This is a genomic window from Amycolatopsis plumensis, from assembly GCF_042652605.1.
Lineage (GTDB): Bacteria > Actinomycetota > Actinomycetes > Mycobacteriales > Pseudonocardiaceae > Amycolatopsis > Amycolatopsis plumensis.
Genome location: NZ_JBHSJY010000001.1, coordinates 2519024 through 2540130, shown reverse-complemented (window position 1 = coordinate 2540130; position 21107 = coordinate 2519024). Strand labels below are relative to the sequence as shown.

Genomic DNA, 21107 nt, shown 5'->3' with positions numbered 1-21107 from the left:
GGGAAGGTCGCGGGATGAGACACGGCAGGCCGACCGCGGAACGGGCCGGCGGCGGTTTTCTCGCCCGGCTCGGGATTCGCGGCAAGCTGAACCTGCTGCTCCTGCCCCCGCTGGTCGCGGTGGTGCTGGTGTCGGTGCCGTTCGTGCTGACCCAGGCGAACAGCGCTGGTGCGGCGGCGCAGTCGGCCGCCGTCGCGCGGCACGCCCAGCAGCTCGGCGGGCTGATGTGGCAGCTGCAGCGCGAACGGCTGCTGACGGCCGCGTTCGTGGCGACGCCGTCGGCGAGTCCCGAGCAGATGGTCCAGCAGCAGAGGGTGGTCGACCAGACGGTCGCCGACGTCCGCGGTGCCCTCGGCGAGGACGCCCCCGACGAGCTTTCCGCGGCGCTGACCCGGATCGGCTCGCTCGCCGAGCTGCGGCAGAACGCCGCCCGCCGCGGTGTCGCGCTCGACAGCGTCGCCCGGACCTACAACGCCGTGGTCGACGCGGTGATCGACGCCCTGCGCCTGGTCCCGCAGCTCACCAGTGACGCCGAGGGCGCGCGCGAGCTGACCGCGCTGGACGCGCTGCTGCGCGCGAACGAGGAGAACTCGCTGCGCGCGATGGCGCTCATCGTGACCGCGATCTCGCCGGCGGCCGGCCGTCCGATCCTCGACAACGCGACCCAGCAGGCGCCGATCTTCGTCGACCGGTTCGTCAAGCAGGGCGACGACGGCGACGACAGCGAGCGGTCCGCGCTCGTCGTCCGGGTCGAGCAGAGTGACGCCGGGCGCCGCGTCGACGAGCTCGCCGCCCAGGTCGAGAAGCCCCGTGACGCGGCCGCCACCACGAAGTACGTCGCCGACGTGCTCTCCGCGGCGGACACCCACGCGGGACAGCGGAAGCTCGTCCAGGAGAGGGCGATCAGCGAGATCGCCGACTCCGCGACCGAGCGCGCCGACAGCGCGACGAACCTGGCCTGGACGGTCGGCCTCGGCGCCGGCGGGCTGTTCCTGCTGGTCGCCTTCCTCGCGGTCGCGGTGTCCCGCTCGATCGCCGGCCCGCTGCGCCAGCTGACCACCGCGGCGACTTCGGTCGCCGACCTCGCCGGCACCGAACTCGTCCGCGTGACCGACACCGAAGAGGCCGAGGAGCAGATCCCGCGCCTGGCCACCATCGACGTCGTCTCCTCCGACGAGCTCGGGAAGCTGGCCGCCGCGTTCAACCGGGTCCAGACCACCGCGGCCGAGCTGGTCGAACGCCAGGCGCTCACGCGGCGCAACACGAGCCTGATGTTCGCGAACGTCGCGAAGCGCACGCAGAACCTCGTCGGCCGCCAGCTCGCCCTGATCGACGAGGTCGAGCGCAACGAGCAGGACACCCGGCTGCTGGCCAGCCTCTACCGGCTCGACCACCTCTCCACCCGCCTGCGCCGGAACGCCGACAACCTGCTCGTGGTGTCCGGCACCCGCGACGAAACCCGGATCGCCGGCCCGATCGAGCTGTCCACGGCCCTGCGCTCGGCGCTCGCGGAGATCGAGGACTACCAGCGCGTCAAGCTCGGGGTCGTCGCCGAAATCCTGCTGTCGTCGGCCCTCGGCGCCGACCTGGTGCTCGTCTTCGCCGAGCTGCTGGAGAACGCGACGTCGTTCTCGCCGCCGGGTTCGATGGTCGAGGTGGACACCATGCTGCTGGCCGACGGCGCCTGCCTGGTGAGCATCGTCGACCACGGCATCGGCATGACCGCGGAGAAGATGGGCGAGGAGAACCGGCGGCTCGTCGAGCGCGAACGCCTGGAGCTCGCGCCGACCAGTGTGCTCGGCCTGTTCGTGGTCGGCCGCCTGGCCCGGCGCCACGAGCTGGGGGTCGAGCTGCTCGCGACGCCGACCACGGGCGGCGTGACCGCCCGGCTGACCATCCCGCCGTCGCTGTTCACCCACCGCACCGGGCCGCGGCCGAAACCGGAGCAGGCGCCCGTGATCCCGGCGCAGGCGCCCGCGCCGGTCCACGCCCGCCCCGCGGAGGCCGTCGCGGTGTCCACCTCGGACGACGTGCGGCCGGTCGAGCCGTTGCCGGCACCGGCGATCCCGGCCCTGCTGGCCACCGCGCACGACAACGGCTTCCGCTGGTTCAACCAGCTCGAACCGGTGTGGCCGGACACCGAACCCGCCGATCCGCCGCCACCCCCGGCCATGGACACGGACACGGCCGCGCCCGCACCGGACGCCGAGACCCGCAGCGGGCTGCGGCGCCGCGTCCGCGGGGCGCAGCTGCCGGCTCCCGGCACGACCGCACCGGTGTCCGACGGCAAGCCGCGGCACGACCCGGAGGCCACCAAGGCCGCGATGGACGGGTTCGAGAGCGCCTTCGCGAAGGCCGCGTCCCGTGAAAGCGACCCTCCCGGGGCCGCGGCACCGTCGCCGGGTGACGGCGCGTCGCTGCCGGTGCGCATCCCGGGGGACTCGGCGATGCCCGCCGGCCGCACGCCCGCCACGGCCGTCCCACCGTCGCGGGACGGCCTGATCCGCCGCGTCCCCGGTGCCCAGCTCGCCCCCGGCCTGCGTCAGCAGCCCGCCGGGCGGCCGCTCGCCCGCGCCGTCGTCAACCGCACCAAGCGGGACCCGGCGGCCGAACGAGCGGCGTTCGACGCGTTCGCCGCCGGCCTCGCCAAGGCGGAGGACGTGACGGCAGACAGCCCGCCCCAAGGCGTGGTCGCCGGTCGTGTGATGGAACGAGGAGAAGAGAGCAGGAAATGAGCATCCCCGCAGCTGGCGTCAGTGTCGAAGCCCAGAACTTCAACTGGCTGGTGAGCCGCTTCGCGCAGCACACCGCGGGCGCGATAGCCGCCATCGCGGTCTCGGCCGACGGCCTGCTGATCGCGATGTCGACGGAGCTCGAGCGCTCCAACGCCGACCGCCTCGCCGCGATCTCTTCGGCCATGCTCGGCCTCGCCCACGGCGTCTCCGAAAGCCACCCGCTCGGCTCGCCGGACAAGGTGATCATCGAGCTCGAGCACGGGTACCTGCTCGTCTGCACGATCAGCATCGGCTGCTCGCTGGGGGTGCTGGCCAACAAGCAGGCCAGCCTCGGCACGATCGCCTACGAGATGGCGATGTTCGCCAACCGCGCCACCGAGGTCCTCACACCCGGCCTGATCGAGGAGCTCAAGAACACCGTGGGGTCGTGATGACCGAGGAGCCTTCGCTGCTGCGGCCGTACCTGATGACCTCGGGCCGGGCCCAGCCGGTCGACCAGAGCCTGGAGATCGAGGCGCAGGTCATGACGTCCCGCCTCGGCGCGGCGTCGCACCCGAAGCTCACGTTCGAACGCCAGGAAATCGTTTCCCTCTGCCGGAACACGATGTCGGTCGCCGAGGTGGCCGCCATGCTCGGCCTGCACATCGGCGTGGCCAGGGTGCTGGTGGCCGACCTCGCCGAGCTGGGCTACGTCGTCGTCCGGCGGCCGGGCAACCACAACTCGCACGACCTCGGCATGATCGAAAGGGTCATTCGTGGACTCGAAGCCATTCACTGAACCGGGCACCCGGCCGCCGGCCCCGGTCAAGATCGTCATCGCGGGCGGCTTCGGCGTCGGCAAGACGACGGCGGTGTCGTCCATCTCCGAGATCAAGCCCCTCACGACCGAGGCAGCGATCACCTCGATGTCCGCCGACAACACCGGCCACGTCCCGTCCAAGACCACGACGACGGTGGCACTGGACTTCGGCTGCATCACGATCGACGAAGAGGTCAAGCTGTACCTGTTCGGCACGCCGGGCCAGGACCGCTTCGGCTTCATGTGGCAGGACCTGGTCCACGGCGCGCTCGGAGCCCTGGTCATCGTCGACACCCGCCGCATGGACGACTGCTACCCGGCGGTCGACTACTTCGAGAACGCGGGCCTGCCGTTCGTGGTGGCGGTGAACATGTTCGACGGATCGCTCGGCCACAACCTGGAGGACGTGAGGTGGGCCTTGGCGGTCAGCGACGACGTCCCGCTGATCACGTTCGACGCCCGGCAGAAGCTCTCGGTGCGGGACGCGCTGCTGGCGGTGCTGCACAACACGTTCAAGCGGGCCCGAGCCCAGGCTGGTGCAGGGGCTTGATCGGGGCCCGCTACACTTGGCGGCGGACCCCGCGCGGCGTCCACCCTGTGAACCTCCCCAGGGCCGGAAGGCAGCAAGGATAAGCAGGCTCTGGCGGGTGCGCGGGGTCCCCTTCTTTTCGGCTCCGGCTCTCGGGGCTTCGCCCCTTCGCCGGGCCTTCACTTCGTTCTTTCACCCGGGGGCCGAGCCCCCGGACCCCCACGGTGCCTCCGGCTCGGGCTGGGAGCTCTGCCGCAACCTGTGGTCTGCCGCGGCCTGGGAAGTCCGCGCCGCTTCTCGCTGCCGCGGCTGAGGGGGGCGGGTGGGCTCGAGCGCCCCAATGTGGCCTTGGTTGCGTCTAGCGCACCGAAGGCCGCCTTGGGTGCGTCTGACGCACCGAAGGCCACATTGGGGCGCTTGGGTGGGGTTAGAACAGGCCCAGGACGTCGTCAGGAGGGCTTGGCGGTGGCGGGGCGTCCGCGTCGGTGATCGGAGCCGCCTTCCCGGCCAGTTTTCGCAGCTCCGCGCCGTACAAGCACCGCGCCGGGAACGCCGCCGAGGCCGTCCGGCGGGCTATCTCCGCCGTCGGGAGCTCGCTCGCCGAGGCCGCCAGCACCAGGTTGCCGAACCGGCGGCCGCGCAGCACTCCCGGGTCCGCCAGCAGCAGCACCTCCGGGAACACCGACAGCAGCGTCGCCAGGAACCGGCGGGCGAACGGCAGGCCCGAGCCGTCCGTGATGTTCGCCAGGTAGACGCCCTGGGCGCGCAGGATGCCCGCGCAGGCCCGCGTCGCCTCCAGGGTCGCCAAGCCGCCGGCCAGCGTGGCGCGCCGGAACGCGTCGACCACCACCAGGTCCGCCGAATCGTCCCGGCGCGTCGCGAGGCCTTCGCGGCCGTCCGTCACCCGGACGCGCAAGCCCGGCACCCGCAGCCCCAGCTGCGTGCGGACCAGCTCCACCAGCTCGCCGTCGGCGTCGAACACCAGCTGCCGCGAGCCCGGCCGCGACGCCGCGACGTACCGGGGCAGCGTGCACGCCGCGCCGCCGACGTGGAGCGCGTCCAGCGGGCCGGGCGGCAGCCGGTCCACCACGTCCCCGAACCGGCGGACGTAGTCGAACTCCAGGTGAGCGGGGTCGTCGAGGTCGACGTACGACTGCGCGACGCCGTCCACCGACACCAGCCAGGCGTTGCCGCGGTCGGCGTCGCGGACCAGCTCCGCCGTGCCGAACCGCACGGGGTAGCGCCCGGGCTCCGGAGCGGTCTTCCGCGTTCGGCTCACGAAATCCGAGGTTATCGGAAACATTCCGACCACTCCGGCGATAAGGGAACGGACGATCATCGATCGAGGGGGTTTCACTTGCGTGCAAACGCAGTAATCGTGGCCGCCGCACTCGCCGCCGGGGTCTTCGCGACGCCCGCGGCCGCGGCCGAACTGCCCGACCGGGCGCAGGCCGTTTCGCTGCTGGAGACCGGCGGTCCCGGCGTCGCGCGGGCCGCCGAAGCGGCCTTGCTCGGCTCGCCGGCCGACCTGGCGGCCTTCCTGGCCACCGGCCGCCAGCAGGCGCAGCGCGACGACGAGCGGGTCCTCGTCAGCCAGGCGCTCACCACCGGCGGCCCGATCACCAAGCGCACCGCCCAGCGGGCGCTCAACGGCACCCCGGACGACATCCGCGAGTACCTGGCGAACGGCCTGCCGCTGGCCAGGAGCGCGGACGACCGGATCGCCGTCAGCCAGGCCATGGACGTCGGCGGCCCGACCGTCAACGAACGCGGCGCGGAGGTGCTCGACAACGGCACCCCCGAGGACGTGCGGGCCTTCCTGGAAACCGGGCTGCAGCGGGCGAAGGACGTCGACGACCGCGTCACGGCCACCCAGGCCATGGCCGCCGGCGGCCCGGAGGTCAAGGCCGCCGCGCAGACGGCGCTCGACGGCACACCGGAGGACATCCGGTACTTCCTGTCGCTGTGGCGGCAGGTCGCCGCGAACTACGACACCGAAGTCACCGCGGTCCAGGAGCAGGTCGACGCGGCCAAGGCGGCCGCGGCCGGAAACCGTCCCCAGGACGTGAAGGCCGCCGCCGACCGGGCCGCGCAGCTCGCCGCGGACGCGCGGAAGGCGAACGCCGACCGGCTCGTCGTCCAGCGGGGCCAGAACCAGCAGGCCGGCCGGGACGCCTCGGCCGCCGAAGCGGCCGCGCAGCAGCAGGCCAGTGAGGCCGCTGCTCGCGCCGCGAAGGCCAAGACCGACAACGACAAGCTGCTCGCCGACGCGGCCGACCCGGCGCTGACCGTCCCGAACGGCCGCAAGGCGTCGGTCTACCTGCTGCGCAACGGTGGTGCCGCGGTCAAGACGGCCGCGCGTGCCGCGCTGAGCGGCTCGGACGACGACGTCGTCACGTTCGTGCGCAGCGGTCTCGCCGCCGCGCAGGAGTCCGACGACCGCGCCGCCGTCTCGGCGATCGCGGCGGACCCGAACGCCCGCCCGGGCCTGCGCCAGGCGGCTCGTGACGCGCTGGCCGGCCCGTACGCCGGGGTCGTCGCGCTGCTGCGCACCGGGGACTACCCGGGCCGCGACACCGACGACCGCGTCGAGGTCAACCAGATCATGGCGGCCGGCGGCCCGTCGACGAAGCCGGCGGCGCAGAAGGCGCTGGACGGCACCGTCGCGGACATCCGCGAGTTCCTGGCCCACGGCCGGTACGTCGCGCACCTGATCGACCTGCGGGTGTACGCCACCCGGACCCTGGGCGAGGGCCCCGAGGTCGTCGCGGTCGCGCAGGGCGTCCTCGACGGGCCGGACTCGGCCCTGCAGGCCTACCTGGACGGCGAGCTGCTCAAGGCGCGGGCGCGTGACGCGTTCACGGCGGCGCACGTCACCAAGGTGAACGGTCTGGTCGCGGAAGCGGCGGCCCTGGTCTCCTGACCGCACGGCGAAGGTTGTCGGTGGTGCCCGGTACCCTCGCGAGGTGGCTCTCGCGCTGTACCGCAAGTACCGTCCGGCGACCTTCGCCGAGGTCGTCGGTCAGGAGCATGTGACCGAACCCCTCCGCACGGCGCTGTCCGCCGGGCGGATCAACCACGCCTACCTCTTCTCCGGCCCACGCGGCTGCGGGAAGACGTCGAGCGCGCGCATCATGGCGCGCTCGCTGAACTGCGCCCAGGGCCCGACACCGGACCCGTGCGGCGAGTGCAACTCGTGCAAGGCGCTCGCGCCCGAGGGGCCGGGCAGCGTCGACGTCACCGAACTCGACGCGGCCAGCCACGGTGGTGTCGACGACGCCCGCGAGCTGCGGGACAAGGCGTTCTACGCGCCGGCCGAGTCGCGCTACCGGGTGTTCATCATCGACGAGGCGCACATGGTCACCACGCAGGGCTTCAACGCCCTGCTGAAGATCGTGGAAGAGCCGCCTGAGCACGTCATCTTCATCTTCGCGACGACCGAGCCGGACAAGGTGCTCACCACCATCCGCTCGCGCACGCACCACTACCCGTTCCGGCTGATCCCGCCGAGCGCGATGCGCAACCTGCTGGAGCGCAACATCGCGGCCGAAGGCGTCGAGGTCGAGCCGGCGGTGTACCCGCTGGTCATCCGCGCGGGCGGCGGGTCGGCGCGCGACACGCAATCGGTGCTCGACCAGCTGCTCGCCGGTGCCGGACCGGAAGGCGTTTCGTACTCGCGGGCGGTCGCGCTGCTGGGCGTCACCGACGTCGCGCTGATCGACGACATGGTCGACGCGCTCTCGACCGAGGACGCGGCGACGGTGTTCGGCACGGTCGAGAAGCTCACCGAGGCCGGCCACGAACCGCGCCGGTTCGCCACCGACCTGCTCGACCGGCTGCGCGACCTGGTGCTGCTGCGCGCGGTGCCGGAGTCCGCGGGCGGGCTGGTGTCCGCGCCGGAGGAGGAGTTGTCGCGGATGGTCGCGCAGGCCGAGCGGATCGGCCTCGCCACCCTCTCCCGCTACGCCGACATCGTCCACAATGGACTCCTGGAGATGCGCGGCGCGACCTCGCCCCGGCTCGTGCTCGAGCTGCTGTGCGCGCGGATGCTGCTGCCGTCGGTGACCGACGCGGAAAAGGCGCTGCTGGCGCGGATCGAGCGTTTGGAGCGCCGCGCGACCGTCGCGGGCGGAGGCGGCGCGCCGGCCGAGGGTGGCGTGGAGCCGCCACTGCGTGCGGCGCCGGAGCGCGAGTTTTCGAGGCCTTCGCAGCGAGCGGCCTCGGCGGGCCCGGCACCGGTGCCGGAGCCGGTCAAGCCGCCCGGGCGCCCGGCCGAGTCCGCTCCGGCCCAGCCGGGTGGCGGCGCGGCCGCCGCGGTCCAGCCGGGTGGCGGCGCGGCCGTTGCGGGCCCGTCGGCCGCCGGTGGCGGTGCAGCAGCTGTTCGGACCCAGCCGAGTGGCGGCGCGGCCGCTGCGGCCCAGCCGCCCGCCGGTGGCGGTGCGGCAGCTGCTCGGACCCAGCCGGGCGATGGCGGGGTTGCTGCTCGGGCCGCGGCCCATCCCGGCGGGGGTGCGCCTGCGGGCGCTGCTCCTGCTTCGCCTCAGCCCCGCGATGGTGGCGGTGCCACAGGTACTGCTGCCCCGGCGGCCCAAGCTCCCGGTGGCGGCGTCGCGGCGGCCGAGCCCCAGTCCGGCGACGGCGGCTGGGGTGCGGTGCGCACCCCCGGCGGCGGCACGCCCGCCCCGGCCGCCGCTGTTGCTTCCGCGTCCGTGTCCGCCCCGGAGCCAGAAGCCGCGCCGACCGGCTCGGGCGGCATGGACGCCGCCGGGATCCGGAGCATCTGGCCGCAGCTGATGACCGCGCTGCGCAAGTTCACCGGCGGCCGCAGCCTCGAAGCGATGCTGACGCAGGCCACCGTGGCGAGCGTCGAGGGCAACGCCGTGACGCTGACCCACAAGTCCGAACCCCTGGCCCGCCGCCTCTCCGACCAGGACAACGCCCGCAAGATCGCCGGCGCCCTGACCGACGTCCTCGGCGGCGACTGGCAGGTCCGCTGCGTCCACGGCAACGCCCCGGCGGCGCCCGCCGCCGCCCGTCCGCAGCAGGCGGCCCCGGCGCCGGAGCGGTCCTTCACCCGCCAGTCGGCGGCGGCCGCGCCGCCGCCTCCCGCCGAGCCCGCGCGCCCGGCGGCGCCGCCTCCGCCGTCGCGCCCGAAGGTGACGACGACCGAGCCGGACATCCCGCTGCCCCCGGAGCCTTCCGACGAGGACGACGAGGACCTCTACAACGAGGACGCCAGCCCGGCACCCCCGCCGCCCCCGCCCCCACCGGACAAGGACCCGGACGAGCTGGCCCGCAAACTCCTCTCCGAGCACCTCGGCGCCCGCCCCCTCGACTGACCCGGCAGTACCCGGCAGGTCGGCCCACGTCCCTGGACGGTGGGCCTGAGTACCCGGACAGTCGGCTTGCGTACCCAGCCGGTCGGTCTGCGTACCCGGACAGTCGGCTTGCGTACCCAGCCGGTCGGTCTGCGTACCCGGACAGTCGGCTCACGGCCGACCCTCCAGATACGCAAGCCGACCGCTGGGGTACGCAGGCCGACTCTCCAGGTACGCAAGCCGACTCTCCGGGTACGCAAGCCGACTCTTCGGGTGCGCGGGCCGAGCCTTCGGGTGCTGGGGTCAGGAGGCCAGGTAGGCCTCGATGGCCGCCGCGATGGCCGCCGCGAACTGCTGACGGCCGTCGGCGCTCGTCATCCGGGCCGCCTCCGTCGCGTTGCGCATGTTGCCGCACTCCACCAGGGCCGCCGGGCGGGTCGAGAGGTTGAGGCCGGCCAGGTCCGCGCGGGCCGAGAGGCCGTTCGTGCCGATGTAGTTCGCCGCGCTGAAGCCGCTCGTGCGCATCGTGTCGCGCAGCGTCTGCGCCAGCCTCGTCGACGGTGCTCCCTGCGCGGCGTTCAGCGGCGGCGACGAATACGCGACGTGGAAGCCGTTCGCCCCCGCCGCTTCCGAACCGTCGGCGTGGATGGAGACGACCGCGTCGGCGTTCGCCTCGTTGCCGATCGCCGCGCGGCGGTCGACGCACGGGCCGACGCCGGTGTCGTCCTGCCGCGTGTAAACAACACGGATTCCCTTGTCCGCCAACGCTTTTCCGACCCGCTGGGCCACGTCGAAGGTGAACGCGTGCTCGGGGTAACCCGCGTTGGTCGAGGTGCCCGTCGTGTTGCACGGCTTGGTCTGCCCGCGCCCGGCCGGCACCGCGCGGTTGATCTCCGCCGGGTGGGCGCCGTTCCCGCCGTTGTGCCCCGGGTCCAGCACGACGACCTTCCCGGCCGGTGCCGACGACGAAGATGGCGTGACCGAGGAAGGCGTGACCGAAGACGGAGACGGCGAAGCGGAAGACGTGGGCGAAGCAGTCGTGACCACCGTCGCAGGCGCGGTGGAAAGAGCCGCCGGAGCGTCGTCGGAGCAGCCAGTGAGCAGGAGGGCACCGGCCAGCAGCAGGGGAGCAGTCGCGCGTCGCACGGCGACCACGGTGCCACAGCCCGGCCCTTCGCGTGGCGCGACTACCCTGGTGGGGACACAGGCGTGCAGAGAGGACCGAGTGCGATCATGGCCCAACCCGGCGGCGGCTTCGACCTTTCCCAGCTGATGCAGCAGGCGCAGCAGATGCAGCAGAAGCTCGTCGAAGCCCAGGAAGAGCTGGCCAACACCGAGGTCACCGGCACCGCCGGCGGCGGACTGGTCACCGCGACCGTGTCCGGTGACAGCCAGCTGAAGAGCCTGCAGATCGACCCGAAGGTGGTCGACCCGGACGACGTCGAGACGCTGTCCGACCTGATCGTCGCGGCGGTCCGCGACGCGTCGGCGAGCGCGCAGAAGCTCACCGAGCAGAAGCTCGGCCCGCTGGCCGGCGGGCTCGGCGGCGGTGGCGGCATGCCGGACCTCGGCAGCCTCGGCTTCGGCGGCTGACGAACTTGTACGAAGGTGTCGTCCAGGACCTGATCGACGAGCTCGGGCGCTTGCCCGGGGTCGGGCCGAAGAGCGCCCAGCGGATCGCGTTCCACCTGCTGGCCACCGACCCGGCCGACATCGCGCGGCTGCAGGACGTCCTCGGCAAGGTCAAGGAGGGCGTGCAGTTCTGCGAGGTCTGCGGCAACGTCTCCGAGCACCCGAAGTGCCGCATCTGCCGCGACGAGCGCCGCGACCTCACGGTCATCTGCGTGGTCGAGGAGCCGAAGGACGTCCTGGCGGTCGAGCGCACGCGCGAGTTCAAGGGCCGCTACCACGTCCTGGGCGGCGCGCTCGACCCGCTTTCGGGCATCGGCCCGGAGCAGCTGCGGATGCGCGAGCTCCTCAAGCGCATCGGCGAGGCGGACATCAAGGAGATCATCATCGCCACCGACCCCAACACGGAGGGCGAGGCGACGGCGACCTACCTGGTCCGGATGCTCCGGGACTTCCCGGGCCTGAGCGTGACGCGGTTGGCGTCGGGCTTGCCGATGGGCGGCGACCTGGAGTTCGCGGACGAGCTGACCCTCGGCCGGGCGCTGTCGGGCCGCCGTGCCCTTTGACGGGCTGCCGGTCGAGCCGGTCCGGACGCTGATCGCCTTCGAACAGCGGCGGGAAGTCGAGTTCGTCGACATCCGGGACTGCACCGAGCTGCCCAAGCTGCGCCGCGGCGCCGACCTGACCGGCGTGATCGAGCTGACGATCGGGCCGGTCGCCCTCCTGGGCCCGGACTGGGAGTCGGACATCCCAGGGCTGTGGGGTGCCGTGGCCGACCTCGTGGCCGGCTACCGCGAAAACGGGCGCGCCGAGGTGCGGTTCCCCGACCAGTCCGCGTACCTCACGCTCGAGCCGGTCCCGCCGGGTCTGGTCCGCATCACCGTCCTGGCCGGGCCCTACCGCGAGACTGCGGTCACCGGGGAGGAAAAGCTGCTTTCCGCGCTCGAGGCGGGTGCGGAAGAGTTCTTCGCGAAGCTGGAGGAGCTCACCGGTCGAAGCGTCGCAGGTCGTAGAGGTCCATCAGCCGGATGACCTTGTTCGCGTACTCCGGGTCGGTGGCGTACTTCCGCGCCACCGCCCGGATGAACGCGTCCGGGTCCGACCGCACCGGCAGCGCGGCCGCGTAGTTCGACGAGGTCGTCAGCAATCGCCCGTAGTCACGGAACGAGTCGCCGATCGAGGCGTACGAGCGGAAATACGCGTCCACCGCGTGACACGGCGCCGGAACGCACTCCGTCGACGGGTAGCGCGCGCACTTCAGCGCGATCGGTCCCGGGCTCGTCGGCGTCACGCACTTGAAGCCGAAGTGGTTGAGCTCGGCCGTCGACAGCTTGCTGCGGCCCCAGTTCGACTCCAGGATCGCCTGCGCCACCGTGACCGACGCCGGGATGTCGTACGCGGCGTGGATCGCCTGGGCGATCGGGCCCGCCACGCCGACGTACGCCTCCTGGAAGCCCGCCGACAGCGCGGCGTCGCGAACGGCACCCTGGTCGATGGGCGGCACCACCACGAGCGCGGCCGCCAGTCCGATGTGGATCATGGCGACACTTTGCCCGGCTCACCCCCGGAGAAACCGGGGGTCACCCCAAAGAGACCTCAGCAGTAGCCGAGCTGCGCCAGCGTGTCGACGACGATCTCGGACGGGTGGTACTTGTCCATCCAGGACTCCCCGCGCCGGTTCTGGTACGTGTCGAGGAAGTTCTGCAGCTTGTCGCCGCGCATTTCGGTCAGCACGACCGTCTCGCCGAGGTGCTGCGGCGTCTCCGTGCGCTCGCGGTGCACCGCGCACGGCAGGCCGAGGTAGTAGCACTCCGCCGAAAGACCACCCGAATCGGTGACGACGTACTCGGCGCGCGCCACCAGCGGCAGGAACTTCAGGTACCGCATCTTCGGCTGGACGATGAACTGGTCGTCGAAGATGTTCCCCAGGCCCAGCGAGCGGATCTTCTCGCGCTCCGGTGCGCCGGCCATGTACAGGATCGGCATCTTGCGGCTCTGCTCGCGCAGGATCTCCAGCACCTCGCGGTACTTGTCCGGGCGCGACACCAGCTCGAAGCGGTGCAGCGTGGCCAGGCCGAACTTCTCGGGCAGATTCGGCACGTCCAGCGGCTGGTGGATGGCCAGGCGCATCGCGTCGATCGCCGTGTTCGCCTCGGTGTCGACCACCACGCCGCGGGCGTTGCGCAGGTTGTTGACCTCGCGGATGCTCGGCGCGAAGTGGATGTCGACGATCTTCGCCGCGATCTTGCGGTTCAGCTCCTCCGGCAGCGGCGAGAGGATGCTGCCCGACCGCGCGCCCGCCTCGACGTGCCCGACGCGGGACTTGAGGATCCGCTTGCCGATCAGCGAGCCGTACGGCGTGGTGAACGTGTCGCCGTGCACCAGCACCAGCGGCGGGCGCCCGTCCTCGGTCAGCGCGGCGCGCAGCTCGTGGCGGCGGCTCCACGCGGTGCGCAGCACCTGCGCGGCCCAGCCTGGCACCTGCGCGGGCGACTCGAGGTTGTGGGCCTTGTCCTGCGGCACCAGCCAGACGTCCGGCTCCGGCATGTCCAGGTCCGCGAGAACGTCCGCGACCTCGTCGACGTGCTGGGCGGTGAACCAGATCTTCGGCCGCATCCCGCGCTCGCGGATCCCGTGGTAGACCGGCGCGATCTTGATCAGTTCCGCGGTGGTGCCGAGAATGAAGGAAATCACCGTGAAGCCCATTTCTGGTCGGGTGCGGTCGCGTAAGGATACTGGCCAACCCGGCGCAGGAGCCGCCGGGTAGCCTCGGCACGGTGAGTGCGAACCCGCTCCTCCCCTCGCTCAGCGTCGTGATCCCGGTCTACAACGAGCAGGACTGGATCGAACGCAGTGTCGGCGCGCTGCTCGCCTCCGCGGCGGCCGCGAGCTGGCCGATCGAGGTCGTCGTGGTCGACGACGGCAGCACGGACGCCACTCCGTCCCGGCTCGACGACCTGCGCGAACGCCACGGCATCACGGTGCTGCGCCAGGCCAACTCCGGCCGGTTCGAGGCCCGGCGGGCGGGCATCGCCAAGTCGTCCGGCGAGTGGATCGCCCTGCTCGACAGCCGCGTCGTCGTCGACGAGCACACCTTGACGTTCCTGCGCGACCAGCTCGTCGACCACCCCGAGCGCGCGGTCTGGAACGGGCACATCAACGTCGCCTCCGAACACAACCCGTACGCGGGCTTCATGGCCGGCCTGGTGAAGGTGCCCTGGCGCCAGTACTGCGCGAACCCGCGGCTGATGTCGTACGGCATCGAGGAGTTCGACGTCCACCCGAAGGGCACCACGTTCTTCTGCGCCCGCCGCGGCCTCCTCGAGGGCTCGGTGACGGCGTTCGCGTCGCTGTTCGACGACCTCCGCTTCGCCAGCGACGACACCCGCATGCTGCGCTGGATCGCCGAGCGCGAGCGGATCTGGCTCGCCCCGGAGCTGTCGGCGACCTACCACGGGCGCGACTCCTTCAAGAAGTTCACGCAGCAGGCGTACTTCCGCGGCACGACCTACGTGGACTCCTACATCGCTTCGCCCGGCCCGGCCCGCAACGCCCTGTTCGGCGCGCTCGCCGCCGGTGCCGTCGGCCTGTTCTTCGCCGCGAAGAAGCCGAAGACGACGCTCGCCGCCGGTGTCCTCGGCGCGGTCGCGGCGGGCGAGGTCGTCAAGAAGTGCGGCGCGACCGGCCCCGAAGCCCGCGCGGTCACCACGCTGCTGCCGGTGTTCGCCGGCGGCTTCGGCGCCGGTGTCCTGCGCGGGCTGGCCATGGCCGTGCGCGCCCGGCTCCGCCGCCGATGAGCACCGAAGTGGAACCCGGCACCGCGGCGGCCGGCGGCCGGACGACGGCGGGGAGCCTTGGCGGCTCGCTGATCGTGTCGATCGGCCTCGGCTACGTGCTCACGGTGGCCTGCCAGCGCCTGCTGCCCCCGCACGAGTACGTGGTCTTCCTGACCTACTGGGGCCTGGTGATGGGCCTCGGCAGCGCGCTGTCGCCGCTGGAGCAGGAGCTGTCGCGCCAGTCCGCGGTGGCCGCGCTCGGCGGCGGCAAGGCGGGCCTCCCGGCCCTGCGGGCGGTGGCGGTCGGCGTGGTGGTCGCGGCCGCGTTCTCGCTGACCCTGCTGATCCCGCCGCTCAACGAACGCCTCTTCCGCGGCGAGTGGTCGCTGGCGGTGATCGTGCTGGCCGGCGGGGTCGCGTTCGCGTGCCAGTTCGGCACCCGCGGGCTGCTCATCGGGCAGCACAAGGTGAAGGCGTTCTCGCTGCTCGTGGTGGCCGAACCGGCGATACGGGCGCTGATACTGGGCGTGCTGTTCGTCTCGGTCGCCTACAACATCGTTTCGCTGGCGATCGCGGTCGCCGCCGGGTCGTTCGCCTGGCTGCTGTTCGCCCGGCCGGCCCGGCAGCTGCTGGACGTCCACGTCGAGGGCGACGGCTGGGGCGTCACGGTCCGCCGGATGGGCATGCTGCTGGTCGGCGCCGCGCTCACGGCCGCGGTCATCACGGGCTACCCCGCGCTGGTCGGCCTGCTCGCGCCCGGCGGGGACCGCGACCGGGTCGGCTCGCTGTTCGCCGCGCTGGTCATCGCCCGGCTGCCGCTGACGCTGATCGGGCCGGTGCAGTCGCTGGCGGTGCCGTTCGTCGTCCGGCTCTCGGTCACCGAGGAGGGCCGTCACCGGCTGCGCCGCGTGCTCGCCCTCGGCGCGGCGGCGTCGCTGGGGCTGGCCGCGCTCGGCGCCCTGGTCGGGATGTGGCTCGGCCCGTGGGCGGTCCGGACCGTCAGCGGGCCGGAGTACGACATCGACGGCTGGTCGGTGGCGGGGCTGGTGTGGTCGTCGGTGCTGCTGGTGCCGATGCAGCTGCTCACGGCCGTGCTGATCGCCCGCACCCAGGCGAAACTGGTGCTGGTCACCTGGGCCGTGGTCACCGGAACGGCGTCCCTGATGCTGGTGCTGCTGCCGGGTGAGCCGGTGTTCCGCGCGGTCGTGGCCCTGGCCGCGGCGCCGACGCTGGGCCTGGCCGTGGTGCTGGCGTTCGTCCTGCGCCGGGCGCCCCAGCCCGTCGAGCCTCGTGAGTGAGAAACAGTGTTCTAACCCTGTTCCCACTCACGACCTGCCGCGGTAGAACGTCAGCCGCGGGGTGGGGTTTGCGGGAGGTCCAGCCGGTACACGGTGACCGTGCCCGAGCTGAACGCCTTCGTCAGGCCCGGGAGTCCGGCCAGCCCGCTCAGCCCCGGCGCCAGGCTGTAGGTCAGCTGACCCGTCCAGTGGTGGCCGTCCGTGCCGACCGTCGGGGCCGACGAATCCACGTACACCCAGCGGACGTTCTTCGCCCGGAGGATGTTCTGGACCTGCGGGTCGTCCGGGAAGTCGCGGAACTTCGCCAGCAGGGTGATGTTGTCCTCGATCGGGCTGTGCCCGTCCGGGACGATGTTGAGGATCGGCAGGTCGTAGTCGACGTACAACAGCGTCGAGCCGTCGTTCGCGTTGTTGAGGATCGCCTCGCCCGGGGCCGCGTTCTGGTCCAGCCACTTCGCCGCCGCGTCGTCCGCCGCGTTGTAGCGGACGAACTGCGGGGTCGCGTAGCGCTGGCTCAGCGACAGCGCGCCGGTGTTCATGTAGCCGCGGAACGTCGTCACCGTCAGCGCGCCGAGGAGCACCACGATCAGCCCGAACGCCACCGCCGGCCGGAGCCGCGCCGGAACCGGGTTGCCCTTCCGGACCGCGACGACGACCAGCCCCAGCGCCACGAACAGCACGCTGGCCAGCGGCGGGATCAGCAGGTAGACGTGGGTGTCGAGGCGGTTGGCGACGCGGTAGTAGTACCGGCCGATCGTCGCGCCGAAGCCGGAGTTGGGCGAGAAGTGGAAGCTCACCACGACCGCGGCCCAGAACAGCCAGGCCGTCAGCAGCGGCCACGCCCGCCGCGACAGCAGCGCGGCGACGACACCGGCCAGGCCCAGCAGGCCGAGCGCCGGCTGGCCCATCGCGCCGCTCGGGTCGAAGTAGCCGCCGTAGGGCAGCCGGGCGAGCAGCTCGGCCGACTCGCCCAGCGGGGAGCCGGGGATGTTGGCCGGCGCGTCGACCACCGTGCCGCCGCCGAGCCGCAGCAGCGCCAGCACGTCCGGGACGATCAGGACGACGGCGACCACCCCCGTCAGCACCAGCGGCAGCAGCGCGCGGACGAAGGCGAGCCGGCCCGCCTTGGTGAACAGCAGGCCGATCAGGGCCGCGACCGTCGTCAGCGCCACCGAGGTCAGCGCGCTCGGGTGCACGTTGAACGCCCCGGCGGCGGCGACGCCGACCAGCACCGCGCGGCCCCAGTTGCGCTTGCCCAGCACCAGCATCACGGCGACGAGCCCGGGCATCAGCGTCATCGCGGCCGCGTTCGGCAGGACGCCGCCGTCGTGGGCGAAGGCGATGCCGGGGCGGTACAGCTGCACGGAGACCAGCGCGGCCACGCCGGCGGCGAGCTCGACCCAGCCGCGGCCCAGCCGTCCGTGCCGGAGCACCGCCGCGGTGAGGGCGGCCACCGACAGCGGCAGGACGACCACCGAGAACACCACGGTCACCAGGTTCAGCGACAGCATCGTGTCGCCGAAGATGTCGGTGAGCAGGGCGCAGAGGTCGGTGAAGCCGGGCGGGTAGAACTGGACGTTCGTGTCGTGCACGACGTCGATCGGCAGGATCTGCCACGGCGCGGCCTTGCCGGTGAAGTGCGTGAAGGCGGTCAGCACGGCGTGCGTGACGGTGTCGTGCTCCTGGGTCGGCGTCCGCCACGACCCGAGACCCTTGTGCCACAGGCGGACGCCGAGGCCGACCCCGGCGACGGCGATGAGCGCGCCCAGCACCTGGGCCGCCGTCCCGGCCCGGCCGGTCAGCGTGCGCAGCCGCGGGTCTTCGGCGGGCTCGACCGGCGCCGCGACCGGACGACGGCGGCGGACGAGCCACCGCACGCCGCCGAGCACGAGCAGGACGACCGCGAGCGCGACGATCGTCGTCAGCAGTCCGAAGCGGAGCCCGGTCACCCCCGTGAAGAGGGACACCAAAAGAACGAACCCGGTCGTCAACGGCGCCGAGAGACCCGCGAGCCACAACCGTTCGCGTACACCGGTGACCAGCAGAATCAAGAATCCGGGGAGCAATACCACCAGGATTCCCACGGCCAGCCGGACAGCTTCGGACAGCATGCCTTCTCCGATCAACAAAGCCGTCAACGCCCGGAGTCTATGGGGGGCCGCGGTGTGCCGAGGATGCGGGTGACCAGCGAACTGACGTGCACGGTAGCGTGGCCGCCGCCGTCCGGAAGCGGGCACCGCGATCGCGGGACGGATCACGGCGAAATGGGAAGGGACAATGGGGTTTCTGCTCGTTCTGGCCGCTTTCTGGTTGCCGGGCGCCGTTTTCGGGGCGGCGATCGGCCTGCGCGGCTGGACGCTGGGCGCGGCGGCGCCGGTCCTCACGTTCGGGGTGGTGGCCCTCGGCATCCCGCTGCTCGGCGGAGCGGGCGTCCGGTGGACCGCGCTCTCCCTGACACTGTGGACGCTCGTGGTTTCGGCCGCCGGCTTCGCGATCACCTGGGCCGTGGCCCGGTTCACCCGGCGGCGCCGTCCGGACGCCGAGGCGGTCCCGCCCGGACGCCCGCGGTGGTCCTGGCGCGCGCACGCCTTGACCGCGCTCGGCGTCGCGGCCGGGATGGCGATCGGCACGGTCACCGTGCTGCGCGGCATCGGTTCACCCGGCACGGTGAACCAGGACTGGGACGCGGCGTTCCACGCGAACCTCGTCCGCTGGATCGCCGAACGCGGTGACGCGCGCCCGTCCACGATCGGCACCATCGCGAACCTGCCGGACGAGACGCACTACTTCTACCCGGACACCTACCACGCGCTGCTCGCCGTGCTCTTCGGCAAGGGCGGCCTGAGCGTGATGCCGCTGCTGAACTTCGCGTCGATCGCCGTCACCTTCGCGGTGCCGCTCGGCGTGGCCGCGATGTGCCGCGCGTGGCGGTTGCCGCCGGTGACGGCGGCCGCGGCCGCCACGGCTTCCGCCTGCTTCACCTCGTTCCCCTACGACCTGTTCTGGCACGGCCCGGTCTGGCCGTACGCCGCCGGTGTCGCCCTGGTCCCGGCCATGCTCGCGGTGGTCCGCCTGCTGCTCGAGCCGGGCGGGGCCACCGGGCCGCTGGCCGTCGGGGTCGGCGTCGGGGGACTGGCGGCGCTGCACACCAGCGTCGTGTTCGTCCTCGTCGTGTACTGCGTCTTGATCCTGGCCGCGGTGCTCTTCCGGTTCGAGCCGATCGACTGGCGGCGCGCCTGGCCGTCGCTGGTGGCGGCCGCGCTGCTCGCCATCGGGCTCGGCCTGCCCCAGGTGCTGCCGTCGCTCTGGAACGCCGGCGGCGTCACGTCCGCGGTCTGGTCGAACGCGGCGACGGTGACCGGCGCGGTCGGGCAGGCGGTCACGTTCTCGCCGATGGCGGACTTCCCGCAGTGGTGGATCGGCCTGCCCGCCGTCGTCGGCGTCGTCCTGCTGGCCCGGCAGCGGAAGGTGGTCTGGCTGGTCGGCGCGTACGTCGTCCTCGGCGGCTTGTACGCGGCGACGGTCTCCATGGAGAACGGCCTGGTCCACCTGCTGACCGGACCGTTCTACAACGACAACTACCGGATCGCGGCGCTGCTGCCGCTGATCGGGGCCGTCGGCTTCGGCGAGTTCGTCAACACGGCGACGGCGTGGTTCGCGGCGAAGGTCCGGCCCCGGCTGCCGAAGCTGCACCCGGCCGCGCCCGTGCTGGCCGGCGTGGTGCTGCTCGCGGCGGTGATCGGCGGGTTCAGCCGTGCCTACGTCGGCATCAACACCGTCCACGTGAACATCGGCTACCGCGGCTTCCCCGCGGTGAGCGCGGACGAGGAGACGGCGTTCGCCTGGCTGGCCGGGCACACGGTCCCCGGCGAGCGCGTCCTGAACGACCGCCTCGACGGGTCGGTCTGGATGTACGCGCTCCAGGGCATTCACCCGACCCAGTGGAACTACTACGGCGCCGAGCCCGCCAGCGACATCGGGTACGTCAGCGCGCACGCGAACCGCCTGGAAGCCGACCCCGGGTCCGGAAGATCCTGCGGGAGCTCAAGGTACGGTACGCCTTCGTCGGCCAGGGCAACGCCGTTCCCGACGCGCACAACGACGCCGGTCTGCTCGACCTGGACACCGCTCCGGGGTTCAAGCTGGTCTACCGCAACGCCGGTGCCGCGATCTACGAGATCGCGGGGCAGCAGGACGTCGTCGCGGCCGGTGCCGCGCCCGGGTCCGCGGCGGGCGACGGCCGGTGAAGAGCTAAAGTGTCAGCGTGTCTGTGACCCCGGCGACCTCGGTGACCAGCCGCCGCGTGCTCATCGTGATGCCCGCTCTCAACGAGTCGGCGAGCGTCGCGTCGGTCATCGAGCACGTCAAGCGCGCCCGTCCGGAGGCCGACCTGCTGGTCGTCGACGACGGCTCGGTGGACGACACCGCCAAGCTGGCCCGCGCCGCGGGCGCCGAGGTGGCCCGGCTCGCCGTGAACCTCGGGGTCGGCGGCGCCATGCGCACCGGCTTCCGCTACGCCGCCACCCGCGGCTACGACGTCGTCGTGCAGGTGGACGCCGACGGTCAGCACGACCCGGACGAGCTCGACGCGCTGCTGCGCGGCCTGGACGACGCGGACATCGTGATCGGCTCCCGGTTCGCCGGCAAGGGCGCCTACAAGGCCAGCGGGCCGCGCAAGTACGCCATGGTCGCACTGTCGATCGTGTTCTCGCGGCTGGCGAAGACCAGGCTCACCGACGTCACGTCGGGTTTCAAGGCGATGGGACCGCGCGCGATCCGGCTGTTCGCCGGCTACTACCCGGCCGAATACCTCGGCGACACGGTCGAGTCGCTGGTCATGGCCATCCGGGCCGAGCTGGTCATCAAGGAGATCCCGGTCATCATGCGCGAGCGCGCGGGCGGCACGCCCAGCCACTCGCCCGTCAAGTCGGCCGTCTACCTGGGCCGCGCCGGGCTCGCACTGCTGCTCGCGCTGGTCCGCCGCCGTCCCGCGGTCGACTCGTCGGACTCGGCATAAGGAGCT

Annotated in this window: 17 protein-coding genes, 1 other RNA gene and 1 pseudogene; 14 read left to right on the top strand and 5 right to left on the bottom strand. The window is 72.5% G+C overall.

The genetic code is table 11. From position 1 onward, the window contains the following. Positions 1-14 precede the first annotated feature (14 nt). From ACFPLC_RS12065 to ffs, 5 genes are all read left to right on the top strand, one after another. Positions 15-2735, top strand: coding sequence for a sensor histidine kinase (locus ACFPLC_RS12065; RefSeq protein WP_378190353.1), 2721 nt, complete (start codon positions 15-17; stop codon positions 2733-2735). Beyond that, on the top strand, positions 2732-3166 hold the full coding sequence (locus ACFPLC_RS12060; RefSeq protein ID WP_285987111.1) for a roadblock/LC7 domain-containing protein: 435 nt from the start codon (positions 2732-2734) through the stop codon (positions 3164-3166). The genes ACFPLC_RS12065 and ACFPLC_RS12060 overlap by 4 nt, the downstream gene beginning before the upstream one ends. Beyond that, positions 3166-3513, top strand: coding sequence for a DUF742 domain-containing protein (locus ACFPLC_RS12055; protein ID WP_091319104.1), 348 nt, complete (start codon positions 3166-3168; stop codon positions 3511-3513). The genes ACFPLC_RS12060 and ACFPLC_RS12055 overlap by 1 nt, the downstream gene beginning before the upstream one ends. Next, the gene (locus ACFPLC_RS12050; protein ID WP_378190350.1) at positions 3491-4084 is read left to right on the top strand and encodes a GTP-binding protein; all 594 of its coding nucleotides are present in this window, start codon (positions 3491-3493) and stop codon (positions 4082-4084) included. The genes ACFPLC_RS12055 and ACFPLC_RS12050 overlap by 23 nt, the downstream gene beginning before the upstream one ends. 21 nt (positions 4085-4105) lie before the next feature. Continuing rightward, positions 4106-4200: signal recognition particle sRNA small type (gene ffs / locus ACFPLC_RS12045), an RNA gene on the top strand. A gap of 290 nt (positions 4201-4490) precedes the next feature. Here ffs and ACFPLC_RS12040 read toward each other — a convergent pair. Further along, complete coding sequence (locus tag ACFPLC_RS12040; RefSeq protein WP_378190349.1) at positions 4491-5366, bottom strand: spermidine synthase; 876 nt, start codon at positions 5364-5366, stop codon at positions 4491-4493. Between the two features lie 75 nt (positions 5367-5441). On the opposite strand from ACFPLC_RS12040, the gene ACFPLC_RS12035 reads away from it, so the two are divergent. Next, positions 5442-6986, top strand: a complete 1545-nt coding sequence (locus ACFPLC_RS12035; RefSeq protein WP_378235813.1) for an ALF repeat-containing protein — start codon at positions 5442-5444, stop codon at positions 6984-6986. A 43-nt stretch (positions 6987-7029) separates the two neighbouring features. Then, positions 7030-9402: a DNA polymerase III subunit gamma and tau gene (locus tag ACFPLC_RS12030; protein ID WP_378235812.1), complete on the top strand. Its 2373-nt coding sequence runs from the start codon at positions 7030-7032 to the stop codon at positions 9400-9402. Between the two features lie 282 nt (positions 9403-9684). Here the strand turns inward: ACFPLC_RS12030 and ACFPLC_RS12025 are convergent, their stop codons facing one another. Further along, a complete protein-coding gene (locus tag ACFPLC_RS12025) occupies positions 9685-10536 on the bottom strand; it encodes an N-acetylmuramoyl-L-alanine amidase (RefSeq protein WP_378190345.1) in 852 nt (283 codons plus the stop codon). A gap of 78 nt (positions 10537-10614) precedes the next feature. On the opposite strand from ACFPLC_RS12025, the gene ACFPLC_RS12020 reads away from it, so the two are divergent. From ACFPLC_RS12020 to ACFPLC_RS12010, 3 genes are read left to right on the top strand one after another with little or no spacing between them, the layout of a single operon-like run. Continuing rightward, positions 10615-10974 carry a YbaB/EbfC family nucleoid-associated protein gene (locus tag ACFPLC_RS12020; RefSeq protein ID WP_013230627.1) on the top strand — a complete coding sequence of 120 codons (360 nt, stop codon included), beginning with the start codon at positions 10615-10617 and terminating at the stop codon, positions 10972-10974. A 5-nt stretch (positions 10975-10979) separates the two neighbouring features. Next, positions 10980-11576, top strand: coding sequence for a recombination mediator RecR (gene recR, locus ACFPLC_RS12015; RefSeq protein WP_191312794.1), 597 nt, complete (start codon positions 10980-10982; stop codon positions 11574-11576). Further along, positions 11566-12042 (top strand): hypothetical protein, encoded by a 477-nt coding sequence (locus tag ACFPLC_RS12010; protein WP_378190342.1) that lies wholly within the window; start codon positions 11566-11568, stop codon positions 12040-12042. Before recR ends, ACFPLC_RS12010 begins: the two co-directional genes overlap by 11 nt. Here the strand turns inward: ACFPLC_RS12010 and ACFPLC_RS12005 are convergent. Both ACFPLC_RS12005 and ACFPLC_RS12000 read right to left on the bottom strand, forming a co-directional pair. After that, complete coding sequence (locus tag ACFPLC_RS12005; RefSeq protein WP_191312790.1) at positions 11996-12550, bottom strand: glucosaminidase domain-containing protein; 555 nt, start codon at positions 12548-12550, stop codon at positions 11996-11998. The genes ACFPLC_RS12010 and ACFPLC_RS12005 overlap by 47 nt on opposite strands. Before the next feature lie 56 nt (positions 12551-12606). Beyond that, positions 12607-13716, bottom strand: a complete 1110-nt coding sequence (locus ACFPLC_RS12000; protein WP_378190340.1) for a UDP-N-acetylglucosamine 2-epimerase — start codon at positions 13714-13716, stop codon at positions 12607-12609. Between the two features lie 71 nt (positions 13717-13787). On the opposite strand from ACFPLC_RS12000, the gene ACFPLC_RS11995 reads away from it, so the two are divergent. Then, on the top strand, positions 13788-14807 hold the full coding sequence (locus tag ACFPLC_RS11995; RefSeq protein ID WP_378190338.1) for a glycosyltransferase family 2 protein: 1020 nt from the start codon (positions 13788-13790) through the stop codon (positions 14805-14807). Beyond that, complete coding sequence (locus ACFPLC_RS11990) at positions 14804-16084, top strand: lipopolysaccharide biosynthesis protein (protein WP_378190336.1); 1281 nt, start codon at positions 14804-14806, stop codon at positions 16082-16084. The genes ACFPLC_RS11995 and ACFPLC_RS11990 overlap by 4 nt, the downstream gene beginning before the upstream one ends. Positions 16085-16134: 50 nt before the next feature. On the opposite strand, the gene ACFPLC_RS11985 is transcribed toward ACFPLC_RS11990, so the two are convergent. Beyond that, entirely contained in the window at positions 16135-18195 is a 2061-nt protein-coding gene (locus ACFPLC_RS11985; protein ID WP_378190334.1) for a DUF6541 family protein, read from the bottom strand. 166 nt (positions 18196-18361) lie between these two features. Here ACFPLC_RS11985 and ACFPLC_RS11980 point away from each other — a divergent pair. Beyond that, positions 18362-20331, top strand: a pseudogene (locus ACFPLC_RS11980) (DUF6541 family protein). Positions 20332-20399: 68 nt separating this feature from the next. Continuing rightward, positions 20400-21101: a glycosyltransferase family 2 protein gene (locus tag ACFPLC_RS11975; protein WP_191312829.1), complete on the top strand. Its 702-nt coding sequence runs from the start codon at positions 20400-20402 to the stop codon at positions 21099-21101. Positions 21102-21107: the final 6 nt, after the last annotated feature.

Coding starts and splice junctions, on each gene's coding strand:
- ACFPLC_RS12020 (WP_013230627.1), top strand. CDS start 10,615: ATGGCCCAACCCGGCGGCGGCTTCGACCTTTCCCAGCTGATGCAGCAG.
- ACFPLC_RS12065 (WP_378190353.1), top strand. CDS start 15: ATGAGACACGGCAGGCCGACCGCGGAACGGGCCGGCGGCGGTTTTCTC.
- ACFPLC_RS12060 (WP_285987111.1), top strand. CDS start 2,732: ATGAGCATCCCCGCAGCTGGCGTCAGTGTCGAAGCCCAGAACTTCAAC.
- ACFPLC_RS11975 (WP_191312829.1), top strand. CDS start 20,400: ATGCCCGCTCTCAACGAGTCGGCGAGCGTCGCGTCGGTCATCGAGCAC.
- ACFPLC_RS12040 (WP_378190349.1), bottom strand. CDS start 5,366: ATGTTTCCGATAACCTCGGATTTCGTGAGCCGAACGCGGAAGACCGCT.
- ACFPLC_RS11990 (WP_378190336.1), top strand. CDS start 14,804: ATGAGCACCGAAGTGGAACCCGGCACCGCGGCGGCCGGCGGCCGGACG.
- ACFPLC_RS12055 (WP_091319104.1), top strand. CDS start 3,166: ATGACCGAGGAGCCTTCGCTGCTGCGGCCGTACCTGATGACCTCGGGC.
- ACFPLC_RS12005 (WP_191312790.1), bottom strand. CDS start 12,550: ATGATCCACATCGGACTGGCGGCCGCGCTCGTGGTGGTGCCGCCCATC.
- ACFPLC_RS12000 (WP_378190340.1), bottom strand. CDS start 13,716: ATGGGCTTCACGGTGATTTCCTTCATTCTCGGCACCACCGCGGAACTG.
- ACFPLC_RS11985 (WP_378190334.1), bottom strand. CDS start 18,195: ATGCTGTCCGAAGCTGTCCGGCTGGCCGTGGGAATCCTGGTGGTATTG.